Raw genomic sequence first — 20282 nt, 5'->3', positions numbered from 1 at the left:
TCCCTCTCAAGAAATCAGTTTTTCCAGATCATCGAGGGATAGACGTTTGAGGGCCTCCAGGGATTTAGCCAATTCATCCTGAACGGGCGACATTTCGACACGCAGGGCCTCGATCCGCGCACAGAACGCCTTGAGGGTATCGGTTTCAAACAACTCCTTGAGCGGCACCTTGTCACCCAGACGTTCCTTGATCCGGGTCACCACCAGCGTGGCCAGCAACGAGTGCCCGCCGAGCTGGAAGAAATTGTCCGCCAGCCCGACGCGCTCGACCTCCAGCACCTCCTGCCAGACCGTCGCCACTTCCCACTGCAGATCGGTCTGTGGCGCCTGATACTGCTGCTGCGCAGGACTGTCGCCCAGGGTCATCAGCGCCTTGCGATCCAGCTTGCCGTTAGGCGTCAGCGGGATGGCGTCAATCAGGTGCAAGTGCCCCGGCACCATGTGCGCCGGCAGGCGCGCGGCCAGAGCACTGCGCAAGCGTTCCGCCAACGCGACCTGATCGCCCACCGGCTGCGCTGGTACGACGTAGGCGTGCAGGTGTTTACCGGCCGCACCGTCCTGGGCGAGCACCACCGCTTCAGCAATGTCCGCCTGCTCCAGCAGCCGCGCCTCGATCTCGCTGAGTTCGATACGGAACCCGCGAATCTTCACTTGATGGTCGGCGCGGCCAATGTATTCGATGTTGCCGTCACTGCCCTGACGCACCAGGTCGCCGCTGCGGTACAGCCGTTCGCCATTGCTGGCGTAAGGGTTCGGCACAAAGCGTTCGGCGGTCAGCGCGGCCTTCATCAGGTAGCCACGGGTCACGCCGGCACCGCCCAGGTACAGCTCGGCCGGCACGCCTTCAGGCAGCACCTGCAACTGACTGTCGAGCAGGTACGCGACGGTGTTTTCCAGCGGCCGGCCGATGTTCGCCGGCCCTTGCGGCGTACGCAGGGTGAAGGTCGAATACGTGGTGTCTTCCGACGGCCCATACAGGTCGTAGACCTGCTGCACCGAGGTGCTCGCATACAAGGTATCCACCAGACTTTGCTTGAGCGGTTCACCGGCCAGGTTGATGGTCTTGACCGAGCGCGGAATCTGCCCGGCACGTTGCAGCGCGGCAATCGCCGACGGCACCGTGTTGATCAAGGTGACCTGTTCGCGGCCCGGCAGATCGGCCAGTGCCAGTGCGTTGTCCGCCAGCACCAGACAACCGCCGCAGGCCAGCGTGACGAAGATTTCCCAGACCGACAGGTCGAAGCAGATCGACGTCGACGCCAGCACACCGCGCAGTTGTTCTGCGCGATACACACCCGCCGACCACTGAATCAGCGCCGACAGGTTGCCGTGGGTAATCGCCACGCCTTTCGGCTTGCCGGTGGAACCCGAGGTGTAGATGACATACGCCAGATTCTGCGCCGTCACTTTCGCCACCGGGGCGGTAGACGGGAACTCGCAGAGCGCGTCCTCATCCACCAGCACTACCTGCGGACTCAACGCTTCAGGCAGCATCGCCTGCGCCGCGGGTTCGGTGAGCAGCACGGCGGCGTGACTGTCGTCGAGCATGTGCAGCAACCGTTCCTGCGGGTAGTCCGGATCCAGCGGCACATAAGCGCCACCGGCCTTGAGGATCGCCAGCAGGCCCACGAGCATGTCCGGGGTGCGATGCATGCACACGCCCACGCGCACTTCCGGCCCGACACCCAAGGTTTGCAGTTTGTGCGCCAGACGATTGGCCCGGCTATCGAGGCTCTGGTAATCGATCGATTGCTCGGCGAACACCACGGCCTGCGCCTGTGGTTGCCGCTGCAGTTGCGCGGCGATGTGTTCCAGCACCGTGCGAGTGTCCGTCGCGGTGACGGCAGCCTTGCCCCAATTGATCGCCTCTTCGCGCTGCGGCGCTGCGAGCAATTGCAACGCGCCGAGTGGCTGAGCGGCATCGGCGAGGAACTGCGTCAGCAGGCTTTCCAGCTGCGCACTCAAGGCAACGACTGTGTTCGCGGCGAAACTGGCCTGATCGTAACTGATCCCCAGACTCAGCTCGCGACCGGTGACCGCCACCAGCGTCAGTGGGTAGTTGGTCTGTTCCTGACGACGAATCGCCGAGAACGTCAGGCCGGTGGCCGGGCCTTGTTGCAGGGCTTCGGCCATCGGGTAGTTTTCGAACACCAGTAGGCTGTCGAACAACGCCCCGGCACCGGTTCCCGCCCAACGCTGAATGTCGTAGAGCGGCGTATGTTCGTGCTCGCGCAACGCCAGATTGAGTCCCTGCACCTGTTGCAACCACTGACTGACGACGATTTCCGCGGACGGCGCCGCCACCACCGGCAGGGTGTTGATGAACAGGCCGATCTGCTGCTCGACACCCGGCAGGTCAGTGGGACGTCCGGCAACGGTGGCACCGAACGCCACGTTGTCCTGACCGGTGTAACGCTGCAACAGCACCAGCCACGCCGCCTGCACCAGCGTGTTGAGGGTGACTTTCTGCTCACGGGCAAAACGGTTCAGGTCGGCGGTCAACGCCGCGCTGAACACATGCTCGTGGTCGGCGTAACCGACTGCCGCCAGCGGCGCGCCCGACACGGCGCCGGCCAGTCGCGTCGGCTCTTCCAGGTCGGCCAGCGCCGCCGTCCAGAACGCACGGCTGGCCTGCTGATCACGCTGGCCGAGCCACTCGATATAGTCGCGATAGCGCCCCTGGGGCGCGGCCGGGGCCAGACCGGCGTAGCGCTGCAACACTTCGCCGAACAACTGCGAGGTGCTCCAGCCATCCATCAGGATGTGATGACAGGTGTAGATCAGGTGATGCGTCGCTTCGTCGGTGCGCACCAGTGTCACCCGCAACAGCGGCGCGGCGGTCAGGTCGAACCCGCTGGCAAGATCGTCACTGGCCAGTTGTTCCAGCGCTGCGCCGAGGTCAGCCCGGCCACGCCAATCCTCGACCTGCCATGGCATCTGCACGTGGTGCCGCACCACTTGCACCGCCGCGGCGGCATCCTGCGGCCAAATGAATGCGCTGCGCAGAATCTCGTGGGCCTCAACGGTGTGCTGCCAGGCCTGACGGAAGCGCTCGGCGTCCAGTTGTTGCACGTCGACACGCAACTGGTTGGTGTACGCCGGGCTGTCCGGATCGTTGACGCTATGGAACAGAATGCCTTGCTGCATCGGCGACAACGGGTACAGATCGACGATGTCACGGGCCGGGATTGGCAGTGTCGACAGCTGTGCCTGGGTCAAGGTCGCCAGACTGAAGTCCGACGGCGTGACGCCTGCTTCACCGCTGTCGCAGCAGTGCTCGATCAGACGCTCCAGCTCACGCCGATAGGCTTCGGCCAGCGCCGCGATGGTTTCTGCGCGGTACATGCCCGTGCCGAAGGTCCAGGTCAGTTCCAGTTCACCGCCGTACACCTGACCATCGATGCTCAGCCAGTTGCCCAACGGTGCAGCGGCGTCCTGATTGGCGCCGGTGCTTTCGCCACTTGGCACGAACAGCGCGCCCTCGTCAGCGCTGAAGGCACCGTCGAACTGGCCCAGATAGTTGAACGTCACGCGCGGCTGCGGCAATTCCTGCAGCTCGGCGCGTCGGCTCAGATATCGCAGCACGCCATAACCGATGCCTTTGCCCGGCACCGCACGCAGTTGTTCCTTGATCGCACACAGGGAGGCACCCGGATTCACATCCGGGGTCAGGCGTACCGGGAACAGGCTGCTGAACCAGCCGACCGTGCGACTCAGATCGACCTCGTCGAACAGATCTTCGCGCCCGTGCCCTTCGAGCTGAATCAATACCGAAGGCTGCGCGCTCCAGTCGCACAACACCCTTGCCAGCGCAGTCAGCAGCAGGTCGTTGATTTGCGTGCGATACGCCGCGGGAGCGACTTTGAGCAGCTTGTGGGTCAGCGCCTGACTCAGGCGCGAACTGGCCCGGGCCGCCTCGGCACGGGTCTGACTGTCCTGCGGGAAATCTCGCGGCAGTTGTGCGTCGCCCGCCTCCAGGGTTGCACGCCAGTAGTCGCTCTCGGCAGCCAGCGCCTCGCTTTGCGCATACCGCTGCAGATGTTCGGCCCAACTGTGCAGCGACGTGCTTTTACCCGCCAGAACCAGCGGCGTGCCGGCGGCCAGCGCGGTGTAAGCGTGCTGCAGATCCTCCAGCAGAATGCGCCAGGACACCCCGTCGACCACCAGGTGATGAATGACCAGCAACAGGCGTTGCTCAGCGTGCGGCAAGTTCACCAGCACCGCACGCAGCAAGCGTCCCTGTTGCAGATCGAGGCTGCGCTGGGCTTCGTCAGCGAGTGCCGGCAACGCCGCCAGACTGTCCAGTTCGCGCAGCCACAACAACTCCGGATCACGCTGGGTCTGCGCCAGTGCCTGCCACGTATCGCCCGAGCACTGGAAATTCAGCGCGAGTGCGTCGTGTTGTTCGACCAGTGCCGCCAACGCAGTGCGCAGGTGATTGCCGTCAAGGGTGCTGGTCGGTTGCAACATGACCGACTGGTTCCAGTGTTGACGCTGGGCAATGTCGGTCTCGAAGAAGCGTGCCTGAATCGGCAACAACGGCAGCGGCCCACGATTCGGCTGCGCCGTGGCCGCCACCGGTTTGGCTTCGATCAGCCTGGCCACCGCAGCCAACTGGCCAATGGTCTGTTTTTCGAACAGTTGCTTGGGACTTAGCTTGATCCCTTGGCGCTTGGCCCGGGCAATGATCTGCAGGCTGAGGATGGAGTCACCGCCCAGCTCGAAGAAGTTGTCGCTGGTGCCCACGCGCTCAAGCTTGAGCACTTCGGCCCAGATTGCCGCCAGCTTCTCCTCGACCTCTCCCACCGGCGCAACGAAATGCTGCGTGACCACGCCCGGCACCGGCAAGGCACGCTTGTCGAGTTTGCCATTGGCCGTCAGCGGCAGTTGCTCCAGCAGCACAATCTGCGCCGGCACCATGTACTCCGGCAGGCACGCCTGCAACTGCTCGCGCAGAGCGTGTGCCTGCACGGTCGCAGCGGCCGCCGGCACACACCACGCCACCAGTTGCAGGCGCGCCGGATCGTCATCCAGGGCCAGGGCGAGCACCGCCGCCTCACTGACGCCGTCAAGGCCGAGCAGCACCCGCGCGACTTCCGCCGGTTCGACGCGATAACCACGCACCTTGACCTGATCGTCGGCGCGACCGATGAACTCCACCGCTTGCTGACGATTGCGCCGCACCCGGTCACCACTGCGATAGACCCGCGCCCCCGGGGCGCCGAACGGATCAGGCAGGAAGCGCTCGGCAGTCAGACCCGGTTGCCCGAGATACCCCAGCGCCACGCTGTCACCACCGATGTACAACTCGCCGGCCACCTGATCGGCGACATTGTTCAGCACATCGTCAACGATGTAGACCTGCGCACCGCTCAGCGCGGTGCCGACCGGAACGCTGCGCGCGTCGGCCGCCAGCTCACTGACCTCGTGGGTCAGCACACCGACCGTGGTTTCGCTCGGCCCGTAGTGGTTGATGATGCGGCACTCCGGCTTGAGCTGACGCACGCGTTCCACCAGTGCCGGCGAGCAGGCTTCGCCGCCGACGATCAGCGCCTGCGCCGGCAGCACATCGGCGGCGCGGCCAGCCTGCAACAACGCCGCCAGGTGCCCCGGGACGATTTTCAGCATGCCCACTTGATGCGTAGCCATGTACTCGGCAAATCGATCCGGGTCGAAACCCAGTTCTTCCGGCAATACGTGCAACAGGCGACCGGAACACAGCGCGCCGAACAACACCGTGAAGCCCAGATCCGCCGCAATGGTCGACACCAGCGCCATGCTGGTGTCCGGCGTCGGCGCGAGGCGCTCCAGCACAGCGCGCACGTAACTGCCCAGCGCCCCGTGACTGACCAGCACGCCCTTGGGTTGCCCGGTGGAACCGGAGGTGTGAATCACATACGCCGGGGACTGCGTAAACAGTGGCACCACCGGGCTGACATCCGCCTCTTGTTGCCACTGTTGCGGCGCATACGCGAGCCCCTGACAACCGTCGACCGCCAGCGCGGACACCCGCGCATCCCCTTGCGCGCACAACAGCAGGCGCGCGCCGGCATTGCCGAGCATCTGCTGCAAGCGCGCGTTCGGCGCCTTTACGTCCAGCGGCATGTACACCGCTGCGGCCTTGAAGATCGCCAGCACACAGGTCAGCCAGTCCAGCGAACGCTCCATCAGCACCGCTACCGCTTGGCCGGGGCTGATGCCCTGCGCCAGCAGATGATGGGCCAGACGATTGGCGGCCTGGTCCAGCGCCTGAAAACTCAGGGTCTGATGCAGGTCGCGCGCAGCCAGTGCTTCGGGCTGTTGCGCCACTTGATGAGCCCACAGCTGCAACACTGACAACGCCGGTTCGCCCGGTGCTGCGAGCACCACCGGAGCCCGCGTGGCGACGCTGTGCAACGGCGCTTGCGGTGCCTTGAGCAATTCGCCGAACAGACCGAGTAACGCCGGCACAAAGCCCTCGACGGTTTGTGCGCGATAAAGGTCGCTGGCATAGGTCAGCTGGCCGTGGATCAGCGTGCCGTCGTCGGTGATGTCCAGCGCCAGATCAAAGTGGGTGCCGTCCTTGTCCAGCGGATACTCGGCCACGCTCAGTCCCGGCAGGTTCATCGAGCGCTGTTTCTGCATACCGACGTTCTGGTTGAACTTGGCCTGGAACAGCGGGTTGTGGCCCAGGGTTCGTTCCGCCACCAATTCGTCCACCAGTTGCTCGAATGGCAGTTCCTGATGCGCCTGCGCGCCGAACGCCGCCTCGCGCACCTGCGCCAGCAAGTCTTCGAAACTGCCGCGCTCATCGATCTCGCAACGCAACACCTGGGTGTTGACGAAGAAACCGATCAACCCTTCGACTTCGGCACGGCCACGATTGGCATTCGGCACGCCGACGCGAATGTCGCGCTGCCCGGCCTGACGCGAGAGGAACAGCGAGAAACCCGCCAGCACCAGCATGAACAGACTGATGCCCTTGCTGCGGGCAAACGCATTGAGTTGCAGGGACAGTTGCGCACCGAAATCAAAGCTCAGGGTCTGGCCTGCGAAGCTTTGCGTCAGGGGCCGGGCAAAGTCCGGCGCCACTTCCAGCAGCGGATGTTCCTCACCGAGCTGCTGACGCCAGTAATCGAGTTGACGCTCGCCCTCGCCGGCTTCCAGCCAGCGCCGCTGCCAGATCGCATAGTCGGCGTATTGCAACGGCAGCGCCGGCAACTGCGGCTCGCGCTGAAGACTGAAGGCCTGATAACACTGGACGAATTCCTTGACCATCACGTCCATCGACCAACCGTCGGAGACGATGTGGTGCATGCTCACCACCAGCACGAATTCCTCTTCGGCCAGAGCAAACAGACTCGCACGCAGCAGCGGTCCATGGCGCAAATCGAACGGTCGCGCGGTGACTGTCTGGACCTGTTGCGCCAAGGCCGGCTCGCGCTGCGAAGCCGCGAGGCCGGTCAGGTCAATCCGTTCCAGAGCGATCGATTGCTGCTCGAGAATCACCTGCTGCGGCTGATCGCCGTCGGTGTGGAACACGGTGCGCAGCACTTCATGGCGCGTGACCAGATGATCGAAGGAGCGTTGCAGCGCCGATTCGTCCAGACGCCCTTTCAGGCGCAGGCCGGCCGCCATGTTGTACGCGGCGCTCTGCGGTTCGAGTTGCCAGAGAAACAGCAGGCGTTGCTGAGCGAACGACAACGGTATCGGCGTGACCTCGTGACGACTGACCGGCAGCGGCAACAGGCTGAAGTCCTTGCCGTCCTCGCGCAGTCTGGCCAGAAACTGTCGACGCTGCTCCAGCGGCAAGCCGACGAATCTTTTAGCGATACGCTCCGCCATGGTGCCGCTCATACTTCTTCTCCTTCCAAAGCATTCATGAACTGATCCATGTCGGACCAGTCGTCATCCGTTGCACTGTCCACCTGTTGCGCCAGCACTGCCGCCAGATCGGCCAGCAACGGTTTTTCGAACAGGCTGCGCAATGGCAAGACCACGCCCAATTGAGTTTTGATGCGCGCGATCACCTGCGCGGCCAGCAGCGAATGGCCGCCCAGTTCAAAAAAGTGATCATCCAGACCGACCCGCGACACTTGCAGGACCTCGGCCCAGATTTGCGCCAGACACTGCTCGGTGTCGGTTTGCGGCGCGCGATAGTCGCCTTGCAACTGGCTCGCATCCGGCGCCGGCAAGGCCTTGCGGTCGAGCTTGCCGCTCGGTGTCAGCGGCAGATTCGGCAACAACAGCAAATGCCCCGGCACCATGTAGTCCGGCAGATGGGCTTGCAGCGCGGTGCGGATTTGCTGGCGGAACGCCGACTGGGTGGCGGCGCTTTCCAGCACGGCGTGCTCGCCGACCACGTACGCCACCAGTTGCTGGCCGCCGCTGAGCGGCACCGCCAGAACCACCGCCTCGCGAATGCCCGGGCACTGTTGCAGGCGCGACTCGATTTCGCCCAGCTCGATGCGGAAACCGCGGATCTTCACTTGATGGTCGACTCGGCCGACATACTCCAGCGCGCCATCGGCGCGCAGTCGGGCACGGTCCCCGGTGCGGTACAGACGCTGCCCTGCGGCGAACGGGTCGGCGATAAAGCGCTCGGCACTGAGCATCGGCTGACGGTGATAACCACGGGCCAGGCCCGGGCCACCGATGTACAACTCGCCCACCGCACCTTGCGGCAGCAGGTTCAAATCATCGTCCAGCACGTACAGACGCCGGGCATCGAGACCCTTGCCAATCGGGATGCCGCGCCAGGACACGGCGTCTGCCGTCAGTGCACTGCAATCATGAATGGTCGAAACCACCGTGGCTTCGGTCGGCCCGTAGGTGTTGAGCAACCGCACATGCCTCAGCCCGGCCTGTTGCCACAGACGCAAACCGTCCACCGCCATGGCCTCGCCACCGACGTGGAGCTGTCGCAGCGCGCCAAAACCGGCCGGCGGTTGCGCTGCATATTCCTGCACCAGCCAATACCAGTACGCGGCCGGCAGGTCTGCCAGGGTGATGCCGTGATCGACAATCACCTGACGCAACGTTGCGCTGTCCCACAATGGCGCATCGCGCAGCACCACAGCGGCGCCATGGCACAGCGGCGGGAAGAACTGCTCGACAAAACCGTCGAAGCTGCTGGTGGCGAACTGCAGGACCCGGTCACCTTCGCGCAGGTCGCTGTAATCGATGGCGCGCTCGATGAATTCACTCAGTGCGCCGTGACTGACCGCCACGCCTTTGGGCCGCCCGGTGGAACCGGAGGTGTAGATCACGTAGGCAAGATTCTGCGGCGCGACCGTTAACGACAGGTTGTCGGCCGAAGTCTCGCCGGACAATTGCTCCAGGCACAGGCACTCGACAGCCTCCAGCGCCGGCAGGCTGGCAAGGCTGGCGTTGTCGGTCAGCAGCAGTTTCAAGCCACTGTCATCCAGCACGTGACGTAACCGTTCAGCCGGAGTTTGCGGGTCCAGCGGCACATAGGCGCCGCCCGCCTTGAGCACGGCCAGCAACGCCACCGCCAGCTCCAGCGAGCGCCCCAACGCCACACCGACCAGCACGTCCGGGCCGACACCGCGCGCGCGCAGCTGATGCGCCAGGCGATTGCTGCGCGCATTGAGTTCGGCATAGGTCAGTGACGGTGACGGCGCGGTGGCGAGGATCACGGCCGTTGCCTGCGGCGTACGTGCCACTTGCGCCTCGAACAGGTTTTGCACGCTGGCGAAACGCGGCGCCGCAGCAGTGGCCTGAATCAGTTGCGCGCGCTCGGCATCTGCCAGCAGCGCGACTTCGCCGATGACCTGCTGCGGGTCGCGGCAGACGGATTCAAGAATGTTGCGCCAATGCCCGGCCATCGCGGCGATGGTCGCGGCATCAAAAATATCGGTGGCGTACGTGAAGGCGGCGAACAGCTGCTCGCCTTCTTCGCGGGTATCGAGCATCAAATCGCTGGTGGCCGCATGTTGCCGAGCGCTGCCGGCCAGTTGCTCTTGCGTCAGATAACCCACCTGCAGACCCGATTCCAACTGCACGTACTGCAAGTCGGTCACCAGCGGCTGATGGTTGAACATCACCTGAAACAGCGGATTGTGGCTTTGGCTACGCGCCGGTTGCAGGGCCTCGATCAAGGCGTCGAACGGCAGCTCTTGATGAACCTGCGCGCCGAGTGCGGCCTCGCGCAGCCGCTGCAACAGCTCGGTGAAACGGGTTTGCGCGGTGACTTCGCTGCGCAGGATCTGGGTGTTGACGAAGAAGCCGATCAGCCCTTCCGTTTCGCTGCGGGTGCGGTTGGCAATCAGGCCGCCGACGCGAATGTCGGTCTGCCCGCTGTAGCGATGCAACAACGTCTTGAACGCCGCGAGCAGCACCACGAACAGGGTCACGCCCTGACGCTGGGCAAGGCTTTTCAGCTCCTGACGCAGCGCCGCATCAATGACCGTTTCCAGACGCGCGCCCTGGTGACTCGATTGCGCCGGATAAGCGCGGTCGGTCGGCAACTCCAGGACCGGATGCTCGTCGCCCAATTGTGCGCGCCAGTAGTCCAGTTGCCGTTCGCGCTCACCCGCCTCCAGCCAGCTGCGCTGCCACAGCGCGTAATCGCGGTAATGCACGGTCAGCGCCGGCAACGATGGCTCACGCCCCGCCACCAGCGCATCGTAGGTACGCATGAACTCGTCGATGAGAATATTCATCGACCAGCCATCGGCAATGATGTGGTGCAAGGTCAGCAGGAGCACGTGCTCCTGCTCGGCCAGACGCAACAGGCGCAGGCTCAGCAGCGGGCCGTTTTGCAGATCGAACGCTTGCGTGGCTTCAGCCATCATGTGCTGTTGCGCGAGCGGCCAGCGCTGCTGTTCGGGCACCGCGCTCAAATCGGTGAGGGGCAGTTGCAGCGCCTGCGGCTCGGCCACACGCTGGAAGGCACGCTCGCCGACCTGACCGAAGGTGGTGCGCAGACATTCGTGCCGCGCGACCAGCAGGCTGAACGCCTGCTCCAGCGCCTGCACCTGCAACGCGCCGTTCAGACGCACGGCCATCGGCAGGTTGTAGGCAGCACTTTGCGGATCCAGTTGCCAGAGAAACCACATCCGTTGCTGGGCGTAGGACAGGCCGTCACGCTCGGCGATCCCGTCACAGGCGGTCATGGGAAGCTGCGCAAAATCGATGCCTTCGCGGGCCATGCCGGCGAGAAACAAACGGCGTTTGTCCTGTGGCAGTTCGATAAAGCGGCGGGCTAGTTTCTGTGCGTCTGCGGCATTCATGCATTGGGTCCTTGCTGATCGGCGGCGTGACCAGGAGGCCCGGTCGTATCAACAAGAACGAATGACAAACGCAATGATTTAGCGCGCTGGCGCACCAGCGGCCCGGCGGTTACCCACACCGACGCACAAACGCCGAAGCCGGTCCAAGACCGGCTTCGGCAGCTTCACGGGCAACCTCCCGATGGCTCAGAGCGGGCCTTGGGAATGCCCCTCGGCCATGGCCACGATGACTTTGCGCGGCCCTTCGAACGGCGAACGCGCATGGGCCGACAACATGTTGTCGAGCATCAGTACGTCGCCTTCCTGCCACGGGAAACTGATCGCGCATTCATCGAGCACCGCACGGATCTGCGCCAGCACTTCGTCTTCGATGGCCGAGCCGTCACCGTAATAAACGTTACGCGGCAAGTCCTCCTCATCGACGATATCCAACAGGCTTTCGCGCACTTCCGGCTGCAAGTTGGAGATGTGGAACAGGTGCGCCTGATTGAACCAGACATGATCGCCAGTCACCGGATGCACCGCCACCGCCTGACAGGTCTGACGGGTACGCAACTCGCCGTCATCCTTCCACTCGCAAAGGATGCCATGGGCCTTGCAGTACGCCTCGACGACCTCGCGGTCTTCGGTGTTGAACACATCTTCCCAGGCCACATCCAGACCGTTACCGAAGTTGCGCACATACATCAGACCTTTGCTGACAAAGCGCTCACGAATGGCCACCGGAATACGCCGATAGACTTCGCGGCTGTCGGCAATCGGCGTTTCGCCACCGGACTTCGCCGCAATCATGCTGTAGAACCAGATTTTCATCGGCCAGTCGCGGGAGTAAGCCTGTTCGTTGTGCAGCGGAATGCTCTGGTGCGCCGGGTATTCGGTCGAGGTGTATACGCCTTGGGTGACGTTGGTGCGCGGCGTGGAGCCGAACTCATAGTTCAACAGCGGATGACCGAAACTGGCCGCGAACTGACGAAACTGTTCAGCGCCGTCGAGACGAAATCCGCGGAACAGCACCCCGCCATCGCGCAGCAGATGCTCATCGACCAGCGCTTTCACTTCATCGAACACCGCCAACAGGTCGGTATCCGCCTCGGTCGCCTCCACCAACAGCGGCAAGCGCCCTCGTTGCGGCAGCAGCGGCCGAACGGAAAATTCCACAGCAACAGCCATGACTGGCCTCCTGTAATCACTCGATAGTGAGCGGTGCGTCAAAACGCCGGTGCCGCCGCTTGCGCATGACGCCGGTGATGGACTTCCAGATGCGTCTTGATCGTGCGGATCACCCGGGCTTCGTGCTCATGAATGAAGAAATGCCCACCGGTCATCATGTCCACGGAAAAACTGCCCAGGGTTTCCTTGCTCCAGCCGATCAGTTGCTCGGTGGTCGCGCGGTCTTCCTTGCCGCCCAGCACATGCACCGGGCAATTGAGCAGCGGCCGCTGCGCCGGACTGAAGCGTCCGCACATCATGAAGTCGGCGCGCAGCACCGGCAGCGTCAGGCTCATGAGTTCCTGGTTGGCCAGCACTTCTTCGCTGGTGCCCTGAAAGGTGCGCAGTTGATCGATCAATTCCTCATCGCTGCGCGCTTCGGCAAACCCGCGATCGTAGTCGCTGCGCATGGTCGGCGCCGCCGTGCCGGAGGCGAACAGCGCCACCGGTTCCGGCGCGCCGAGCTCGCGAAAGGCGTGCGCCATCTCGCACGCCAGCAGCGCGCCGAGGCTGTGACCGAACAGGGCGTAAGGCGTTTGCAGGCCGGGTTTGTGCTCACGGGCCAACTGGCGGGCCAGGGCTCGCATGTCAGTTTGCAGGGGTTCGTCGAAACGGGCACCGCGCCCGGGCAACTCCACCGGTTGCAATTGCAGCCATGACGGCAGTTGGCGCCGCCAGCGGCTGTAGACCATCGCGCTGGCGCCCGAATAGGGCAGGCACAGCAGTGTCAGCTTTGTCACCGCGTTTACCTCAATGGGTTATCTGTAAAAGAGAACGGATGAGGCGTGGCGCGAATTAGTCCGAATGCCGATCACTTCAAATGGCGGAAACTCTGCACAGCTGAACCCAGCACCACCGCGCCGGCCGCGATCGCCAGCCAGAATCCGCTGCGCGCACCGAAGGCGTCCACCAGTGCGCCGGATCCAGCCGCGCCAATCGCCACCCCGATGCTCAGACCGGTGACCAGCCAGGTCAGGCCTTCGGTGAGCTTGGCCGGCGGCACGATGCGCTCAACCAGCGCCATGGCGACGATCAGCGTCGGCGAGAAGAACAACCCGGCGACAAACACCGCCAGCGACAAACCGAAAATATTGCTCGCCAGCAACAGCGGCAGCGTGGTCACCGCCGTCGCTACACCGCCGTACAGAAACAGCCGCGGCAACGGCAATTTCGAACGCATCGCGCCAAACGCGATACCGGCCAGACACGAGCCGATGGCGTACACCGACAACACGATGCTCGCCGCCGCCGGCTGGCCCTGCTGCTGGGCGAAGGCAACGCTGACCACATCGACCACGCCAACGATGACGCCCATGGCCAGCATCAACGCCAGCAGCCATTGCACGTCGGTCGAGCGAATGATCGAACCCTGATGCTGCGACTCCTGCGGGTGCACCGCCGGTTCGGTGCTGCGCTGGGCGACAAACGCCGTTACGCCGACCGCCAGCGCCAACAGCGCGGCCAATGGCCCGGCCTCGGGAAACGCCACCACACACAACCCCACCGACAATGGCGGGCCGACGATGAAACAAACTTCATCGAGCACGGATTCCAGTGCATAAGCGGTCTGCAATTGCGGCTGGCCGCGATAGATCTCGGTCCAGCGTGCGCGCACCATTGCCGACATGCTTGGCATGCAACCGGCCAGCGCGGCGAAGATGAACAGCGTCCAGGTCGGCGCCTGCAAGCGGGTGCACAGCAGCAACATCAGCAGCGCCCCGCCACCGATCAATGCCGACAGCGGCAGCACCTTGCCCTGACCGAAACGATCCACCAGACGCGAGACCTGCGGCGCACAAAACGCCGTGGCCAGGGCGAAGGTCGCCGCCACCGCACCGGCCAGCGCGTACCCGCCCTTCAGTTGCGAAAGCATGGTGATCACGCCGATGCCGGTCATGGAAATCGGCATGCGCGCGATCATCCCGGCCAGTACAAAAGCCCGGGCGCCGGGGGCGGTGAATAATTCGCGGTAGGGGTTTGCCATGGGTTACAGCCTCATCAGGGGCGGCCAAGTTGCCATAAAGGCTGACGGGCGTGGAAGCAGGGAATTGTTGGTGGAATGTGAAGGCCTGAAGAGCAAAAGATCGCAGCGTGCCGCAGCTCCTACAGGTGATCGCATTTCCATGTAGGAGCTGCCGAAGGCTGCGATCTTTTGATCTTTGCTCTTGAACTCTCTCCACTTGCGACCAGTCAGCTAAATAGGCCCTCACGCAAGGCACGACTTCGCATGCAGATTTCCCTCGCCCGACAAGTAGCCCTGATTACCGGCGCCAGCTCCGGCATCGGCCACGCCGCCGCCAAAGCCCTGGCCGCTGCCGGCGCAGCCGTCGTCATCAATTACAACCGTCAGGCGGAACCCGCCGAAGCACTGGCCCGGCAGATCATTGCCGATGGCGGTCAGGCACTGGCCATCGGTGCCGATGTGTCGAAGGAGGACGAGGTCGAACGGTTGTTCGCCGAGACTCTGGACGCCTTCGGTTCGCTGGACATTCTGCTGGCCAATTCCGGCCTGCAAAAGGACGCCGCGGCGGTGGACATGACGCTGGAAGACTGGAACACGGTGATCGGCGTCAACCTCACCGGGCAGTTCCTCTGCGCCCGCGCCGCGCTGCGGATTTTCAATCGGCAAGGCGTGCGTGAAGGCGTGTCCCGCGCCGCCGGCAAGATCATTCACATGAGTTCGGTGCATCAGCGCATTCCATGGGCCGGGCACGTCAACTACGCAGCCTCCAAGGGCGGCGTCGATCAGTTGATGCAGACCCTCGCCCAGGAAGTCAGCCATCAGCGCATCCGCATCAACAGCATCGCGCCGGGGGCGATTCGCACCGCCATCAACCAAGACGCCACCGAAGGCGCCGCCGGCGAAAAACTGCTGGATCTGATTCCCTACAGACGCATCGGCGATGTCGAAGACATCGCCAACGCGGTGGTGTTTCTCGCTTCCGACGCTGCCGACTACATCGTCGGCACCACCCTGTTCATCGACGGCGGCATGAGTCTTTATCCGGAGTTTCGTGGCAATGGCTGAGCATCATCCTGAACGACAAAGCCCGATCGACGCCCATGGCATCATCGGCGACCTGCGCAGTGCCGCACTGGTCAACGACAAAGGCAGCGTGGATTTTTTCTGCTGGCCGGAATTCGACAGTCCGTCGATCTTCTGTTCGCTGCTCGACACGCCCGAGGCGGGGATTTTCCAGCTCGCGCCGGATCTGCCCGATGCCCGGCGCGAGCAGATCTACCTGCCGGACACCAACGTTTTGCAAACCCGCTGGCTCAGCGAACATGCGGTGGTGGAGATCACCGACCTGCTGCCGATCGGCGACAGTGTCGATGACCTGCCGCTGCTGATGCGCCGGGTGCGGGTGGTCAGCGGCCAGGCCACTTTTCATATGCGCTGCGCGGTGCGCCATGACTACGCCCGCGCCAACACCCGGGCGCAGATGGACGAACAATCGGTGGTCTTCAGCGCCGAGGGTCAGCCGTCGCTGCGACTGGTGGCGGATCAGGCGCTGCAGATCGATGGCGAATCGGCCGTCGCATCGTTCAGTTTGAACCAGGATCAGAACGCCGAATTCCTCCTCGGGGGGGCCGACGATCCACGCTTTAAGGATGACGGCGCAAAAATGTGCGTGGAACGCACGCTGAAGTTCTGGCGCGACTGGATCGGCCAGTCCAACTACCGCGGACGCTGGCGGGAAATGGTCAACCGCTCGGCGCTGGCGCTGAAACTGCTGACCTCGCGCAAGCACGGTGCAATCCTCGCCGCCGCCACCTTCGGTCTGCCGGAAACCCCCGGCGGCGAGCGCAACTGGGACTATCGCTACACCTGGATCCGCGACGCCTCGTTCACCGTTTACGCGTTCATGCGCTTGGGCTTTGTCGCTGAGGCCAACGCCTACATGGGCTGGCTGCGCGGGCGGGTCAGCGATTGTCATGGGCAGTCAACCAAACTCAACATCCTGTATGCCATCGATGGCCGTCAGGAATTGCCGGAAACCGAACTCTCCCACCTCTCCGGTCATGGCGGCGCGCAACCGGTGCGCATCGGCAATGGCGCGTACGACCAGATTCAGCTCGATATCTTTGGCGAACTGATGGACGCGGTGTATCTGGTCAACAAGTACGGCGACGCGATTTCCCATCAGGGCTGGAAACATGTGCGTGAAGTGGTCGATCAGGTGTGTGAGACCTGGCAGACCACCGACGTAGGCATTTGGGAAATGCGCGGTGAGCAACATCACTTCCTGCACTCGCGACTGATGTGCTGGGTGGCACTGGACCGGGCGATTCGCCTGGCCTCGAAACGCTCACTGCCGGCACCGTTCGCCCAGTGGGACCAGACCCGGCAGGCGATCTACGCCGACATCTGGGATAACTTCTGGGACGAGGAGCGCGGGCATTTCGTCCAGTACAAGGGCGGCACCGCGCTCGACGGTTCGATGCTGCTGATGCCGCTGGTGCGCTTCGTCAGCGCCAAGGACCCGCGCTGGTTGTCTACCCTTGAAGCGATCGAAAAGCACTTGGTGCGTGATGGCATGGTCTATCGCTATCGCAACGACGACGCCAACATCGACGGTTTGACCGGCACCGAAGGCGCATTTGCTGCCTGCTCGTTCTGGTACGTCGAATGCCTGGCCCGGGCCGGTCAGGTGGAAAAGGCCCACCTGGAGTTCGAACAACTGCTGCGCTATGCGAACCCGCTGGGGCTGTACGCCGAAGAGTTCGACAGCAAGGGCCGGCATCTGGGCAATACCCCGCAGGCGTTGACGCATCTGGCGCTGATCAGCGCGGCGAGTTTTCTTGATCGGCGTTTGAGTGGGGAGAAGAGTGTTTGGCAGCCGTAATATTCGCCGCACTCTGTCGGAAATATCCCTTACAACTCGGCTTTTGCAGGACTGATTCCTACACAAAAATAAACGTTGGTGAACTTCTGTGGCGAGGGAGCTTGCTCCCGCCGGGTCGCGAAGCGGCCCCAATCCCTGCGTCCCCACTTCTCCAGAAGAACCGCATTGTCTGGCTTTGCGCCTGCTTCGCAGCCGAGCGGGAGCAAGCTCCCTCGCCACACGCCAGGTCATTCAGCTCCTACTTCGTCTAAACAATCTCCGCCCAATCCCTCCCCCGTAACCTGCACTTACACCCTGAAATACCCTGTTGCCAGCTGTTACATCCCCCCCTACCATCCACCGCAACGGGCACAGCGGAGCTGTCCAATAAAACCCGAATTCAAGGAACCAGAATGACCCTGCATGTCCATCGCCCCATCGCCACGCCCCTGCGCACCGGCCTGACCCGCACCCAACTCTGGGAAGCCGCCGACAAAGGCCTGATCAAATGCTGGGAAATCGGCCGCCAGCGCGCCACGCGCTTCCCCGACCTTGCGCAACAATGCCTCGCCGGCGAACTGCCGGTACTCGGCTGGAAAGGAGGCGTGAGCCGAAGCCTGAAGAAAAACGAGAAATACGGCTCACTGAAATACCTCGCCCAGTGGCAGGGCTTGCGGGGCGAGGATCTGGATATTGATCTGGGTGAGGAACGTTCGCTGACCTGCTCGCGGACGAAGATGCGGGTAACGTTTACCCCGGATCGGACGAAGTATTTCAATCAGGTGGCGGAAATTGAAACCCATTAACCCAAGCTGTTGCGCTCGCCGCACTTATATCCTCCTAATCTAATTCGCCTTGTGCGAATCATACGAAACCGAAGCAAAAACATGACAGCTGACATCCCGAAACCCGAAACTGAAACTACTGATCCACTTGCAATACTTAAACTTCAAGCCAGTCGTTTTGCTCGCTCTATCTTCTCGGAAAATACGCGAAAAGCGTATTACGCCATGAGCATCAGCGCTGGCCTTGGCATCTTCTTTCTGTACTTCGCTCACATTAATTACACCCCTCGCATATCTCTAACAGACTCGATAATGCTGTTATTCTCAGCACTCATCATTGGAATGATTTTCTCTCTGACCATGGCCGGTCTTTTTATCTTCCCATCCTTTATATGGAGGGATCTGATCGAAGATTTCGGCGAAAACCAACCTCTTCGCTTCAAATACATCCTCCACCGTCAAGGCGTGGTACTATTTTTATTCATCGCACTAGTCCTTTGCGCGCTTTTATTTGAGAATATTAGAGAATATTCATTAATACTCATAATATGCATATTATTATTTTGGCCAATCTCAATGTTTGCACACAATGAGAAACTGATAAAACACGCAACCGCTTTAGCAATCAACGCGCTCATTATGAGCGTATGTACTTACACGCTAGTAACTCTTGTATTACATGGCGTAGAAGACATTCCCAACTCTGACCTCAAAGAATCTACCACCCGAATTATCGTTTTCGTAAGTTTTACATTCGTTCTTTTCGCAAACATATTCATTGCCTCGCTCAAAAGAGCAAGCGCCACCAACACCCTGCTAATCGCCTTCTCACTATTGATAGCCATACTCATTGCAACTCAGAGCACAGCAGCCATCCCGAAGGGCATAATGCGCACACTTGGACTGGGAAGCTTTCAAGCAGATGAAATAGTCCTTACCGACGAACTATGTGATTACTTCCAATCCATCGACCAATCAAAAATAAAACGTATAAACAAGAAATCGTGCGCACTTATGAAGCCATGGGTACTCTGGAAAGGCGAGGATGCGACATTGATAAGAATAAAAAACACCAAATATCAAATAGAAAAAAAACACATAAACATCATGTCATATGACGTGTACGGCACGTCCCCACCTGAATAAAAGAAACCGCAACCTCAAGCGACGAACGACTGTCCCTTTTCTTAAAGCTACTCAAGGCACTACTGGATCTGCTCCAGCGCTGATCGAAAACCGCTCCCGATACGCCTGCGGCGTCACGCCAATCGCCCGCAGAAAACTGCGGCGCAACGTTTCTTCACTGCCAAAGCCGCAATTGGCCGCGATTCGCTTCACTGGCAGCCCGGTATCACTGAGCAACCGCCGCGCCGTTTCCACACGAATCAATTCAATCGCCCGGGCCGGGGTCTGGCCGGTGTCGGCGCGGTAGTGGCGGACGAAACTGCGTTCGCTCATGCCGGCCTGTTCGGCCAGGGTCGGCACGCCGAGGTCGCAGGTGAGGTTTTCGGCGATCCAGGCGTGCAGTTCATCAAAGCGATTGCCCTGATTCTGCAGGGCCAGGGTCACACTGAACTGCGACTGCCCGCCCGGCCGTTTGAGGAACACCACCAGATGCCGGGCGACGTCGAGGGCGAGGTCGCGGCCCAGATCTTCCTCGACCATCGCCAACGCCAGATCGATGCCGGCGGTGACGCCGGCCGAGGTCCAGACCGGGCCGTCGTTGATGAAGATCGGATTGGCTTCGACCTGCAGCTTCGGATGCTGCTGCGCGAGTTGTTCGCAACGGGTCCAGTGGGTGACCACGCGACGTCCGTCGAGCCAGCCGCTCGCCGCCAGTAGAAATGCCCCCGTACACACCGAGGCCACGCGTCGACATTTCGCTGCGTGCTCGCGTACCCAATCCACCAGCGACTCATCTTCGGATGCCGGATAGATCCCCCAGCCACCCGCGATAATCAGCGTGTCGCTGGCGTCTTGCGGCAACGGCTCGGCGAGCACCGCCAGCCCCGCCGAGGACATCACCGCTCCGCCTTCGCAGGCAATCACCGACGGCGTATACGGCACGGGCAAGCCGCGCTGGCGGGCGATGTCGTTGGCCGAGGCGAACACTTGCAGCGGGCCGGTGACATCGAGAATCTGCATGTTGGCAAACGCGAGTACATGGATGACTTTGGGCATTTGGCGTAATTCGTGGGGTGATTGGCGTATGCGCCAGAACCTACGCG

General features: G+C 62.2%; 10 protein-coding genes. 4 read left to right on the top strand and 6 right to left on the bottom strand.

All coding sequences use genetic code 11. The annotated features are described in order from the left end of the window. Positions 1–6: 6 nt before the first annotated feature. From AC27VU_RS06515 to AC27VU_RS06495, 5 genes are all read right to left on the bottom strand, one after another. Positions 7–7836 (bottom strand): amino acid adenylation domain-containing protein, encoded by a 7830-nt coding sequence (locus AC27VU_RS06515; protein WP_488723702.1) that lies wholly within the window; start codon positions 7834–7836, stop codon positions 7–9. Further along, positions 7833–11234, bottom strand: a complete 3402-nt coding sequence (locus AC27VU_RS06510) for an amino acid adenylation domain-containing protein (RefSeq protein WP_488723701.1) — start codon at positions 11232–11234, stop codon at positions 7833–7835. Before AC27VU_RS06510 ends, AC27VU_RS06515 begins: the two co-directional genes overlap by 4 nt. Before the next feature lie 186 nt (positions 11235–11420). Then, positions 11421–12404, bottom strand: a complete 984-nt coding sequence (locus AC27VU_RS06505) for a TauD/TfdA family dioxygenase (protein ID WP_488723700.1) — start codon at positions 12402–12404, stop codon at positions 11421–11423. Positions 12405–12442: 38 nt separating this feature from the next. After that, complete coding sequence (locus tag AC27VU_RS06500) at positions 12443–13183, bottom strand: thioesterase II family protein (RefSeq protein ID WP_003223420.1); 741 nt, start codon at positions 13181–13183, stop codon at positions 12443–12445. 71 nt (positions 13184–13254) lie between these two features. Then, the gene (locus tag AC27VU_RS06495) at positions 13255–14427 is read right to left on the bottom strand and encodes an MFS transporter (RefSeq protein WP_488723699.1); all 1173 of its coding nucleotides are present in this window, start codon (positions 14425–14427) and stop codon (positions 13255–13257) included. A gap of 243 nt (positions 14428–14670) precedes the next feature. On the opposite strand from AC27VU_RS06495, the gene AC27VU_RS06490 reads away from it, so the two are divergent. The 4 genes from AC27VU_RS06490 to AC27VU_RS06475 all read left to right on the top strand — a co-directional run bounded on the left by AC27VU_RS06490 (position 14671) and on the right by AC27VU_RS06475 (position 19200). Then, complete coding sequence (locus tag AC27VU_RS06490; protein ID WP_488723698.1) at positions 14671–15471, top strand: SDR family oxidoreductase; 801 nt, start codon at positions 14671–14673, stop codon at positions 15469–15471. After that, positions 15464–17290 (top strand): glycoside hydrolase family 15 protein, encoded by a 1827-nt coding sequence (locus tag AC27VU_RS06485; protein WP_488723697.1) that lies wholly within the window; start codon positions 15464–15466, stop codon positions 17288–17290. The genes AC27VU_RS06490 and AC27VU_RS06485 overlap by 8 nt, the downstream gene beginning before the upstream one ends. Before the next feature lie 392 nt (positions 17291–17682). After that, positions 17683–18075 (top strand): hypothetical protein, encoded by a 393-nt coding sequence (locus AC27VU_RS06480; protein ID WP_488723696.1) that lies wholly within the window; start codon positions 17683–17685, stop codon positions 18073–18075. 81 nt (positions 18076–18156) lie between these two features. After that, positions 18157–19200, top strand: a complete 1044-nt coding sequence (locus AC27VU_RS06475; RefSeq protein ID WP_488723695.1) for a hypothetical protein — start codon at positions 18157–18159, stop codon at positions 19198–19200. A gap of 51 nt (positions 19201–19251) precedes the next feature. On the opposite strand, the gene AC27VU_RS06470 is transcribed toward AC27VU_RS06475, so the two are convergent. Then, the gene (locus AC27VU_RS06470; protein ID WP_488723694.1) at positions 19252–20235 is read right to left on the bottom strand and encodes a GlxA family transcriptional regulator; all 984 of its coding nucleotides are present in this window, start codon (positions 20233–20235) and stop codon (positions 19252–19254) included. Positions 20236–20282 lie beyond the last annotated feature (47 nt).

It is taken from the genome of Pseudomonas sp. 14P5.3.2 (assembly GCF_057799175.1).
This window is presented reverse-complemented; position numbering and strand designations above follow the sequence as displayed.

Excerpts from the sequence above, each read along its gene's own strand:
- AC27VU_RS06490 (WP_488723698.1), top strand. The coding sequence starts at position 14,671 with ATGCAGATTTCCCTCGCCCGACAAGTAGCCCTGATTACCGGCGCCAGC.
- AC27VU_RS06475 (WP_488723695.1), top strand. The coding sequence starts at position 18,157 with ATGACAGCTGACATCCCGAAACCCGAAACTGAAACTACTGATCCACTT.
- AC27VU_RS06510 (WP_488723701.1), bottom strand. The coding sequence starts at position 11,234 with ATGAATGCCGCAGACGCACAGAAACTAGCCCGCCGCTTTATCGAACTG.
- AC27VU_RS06480 (WP_488723696.1), top strand. The coding sequence starts at position 17,683 with ATGACCCTGCATGTCCATCGCCCCATCGCCACGCCCCTGCGCACCGGC.
- AC27VU_RS06485 (WP_488723697.1), top strand. The coding sequence starts at position 15,464 with ATGGCTGAGCATCATCCTGAACGACAAAGCCCGATCGACGCCCATGGC.
- AC27VU_RS06470 (WP_488723694.1), bottom strand. The coding sequence starts at position 20,235 with ATGCCCAAAGTCATCCATGTACTCGCGTTTGCCAACATGCAGATTCTC.
- AC27VU_RS06495 (WP_488723699.1), bottom strand. The coding sequence starts at position 14,427 with ATGGCAAACCCCTACCGCGAATTATTCACCGCCCCCGGCGCCCGGGCT.
- AC27VU_RS06515 (WP_488723702.1), bottom strand. The coding sequence starts at position 7,836 with ATGAGCGGCACCATGGCGGAGCGTATCGCTAAAAGATTCGTCGGCTTG.
- AC27VU_RS06505 (WP_488723700.1), bottom strand. The coding sequence starts at position 12,404 with ATGGCTGTTGCTGTGGAATTTTCCGTTCGGCCGCTGCTGCCGCAACGA.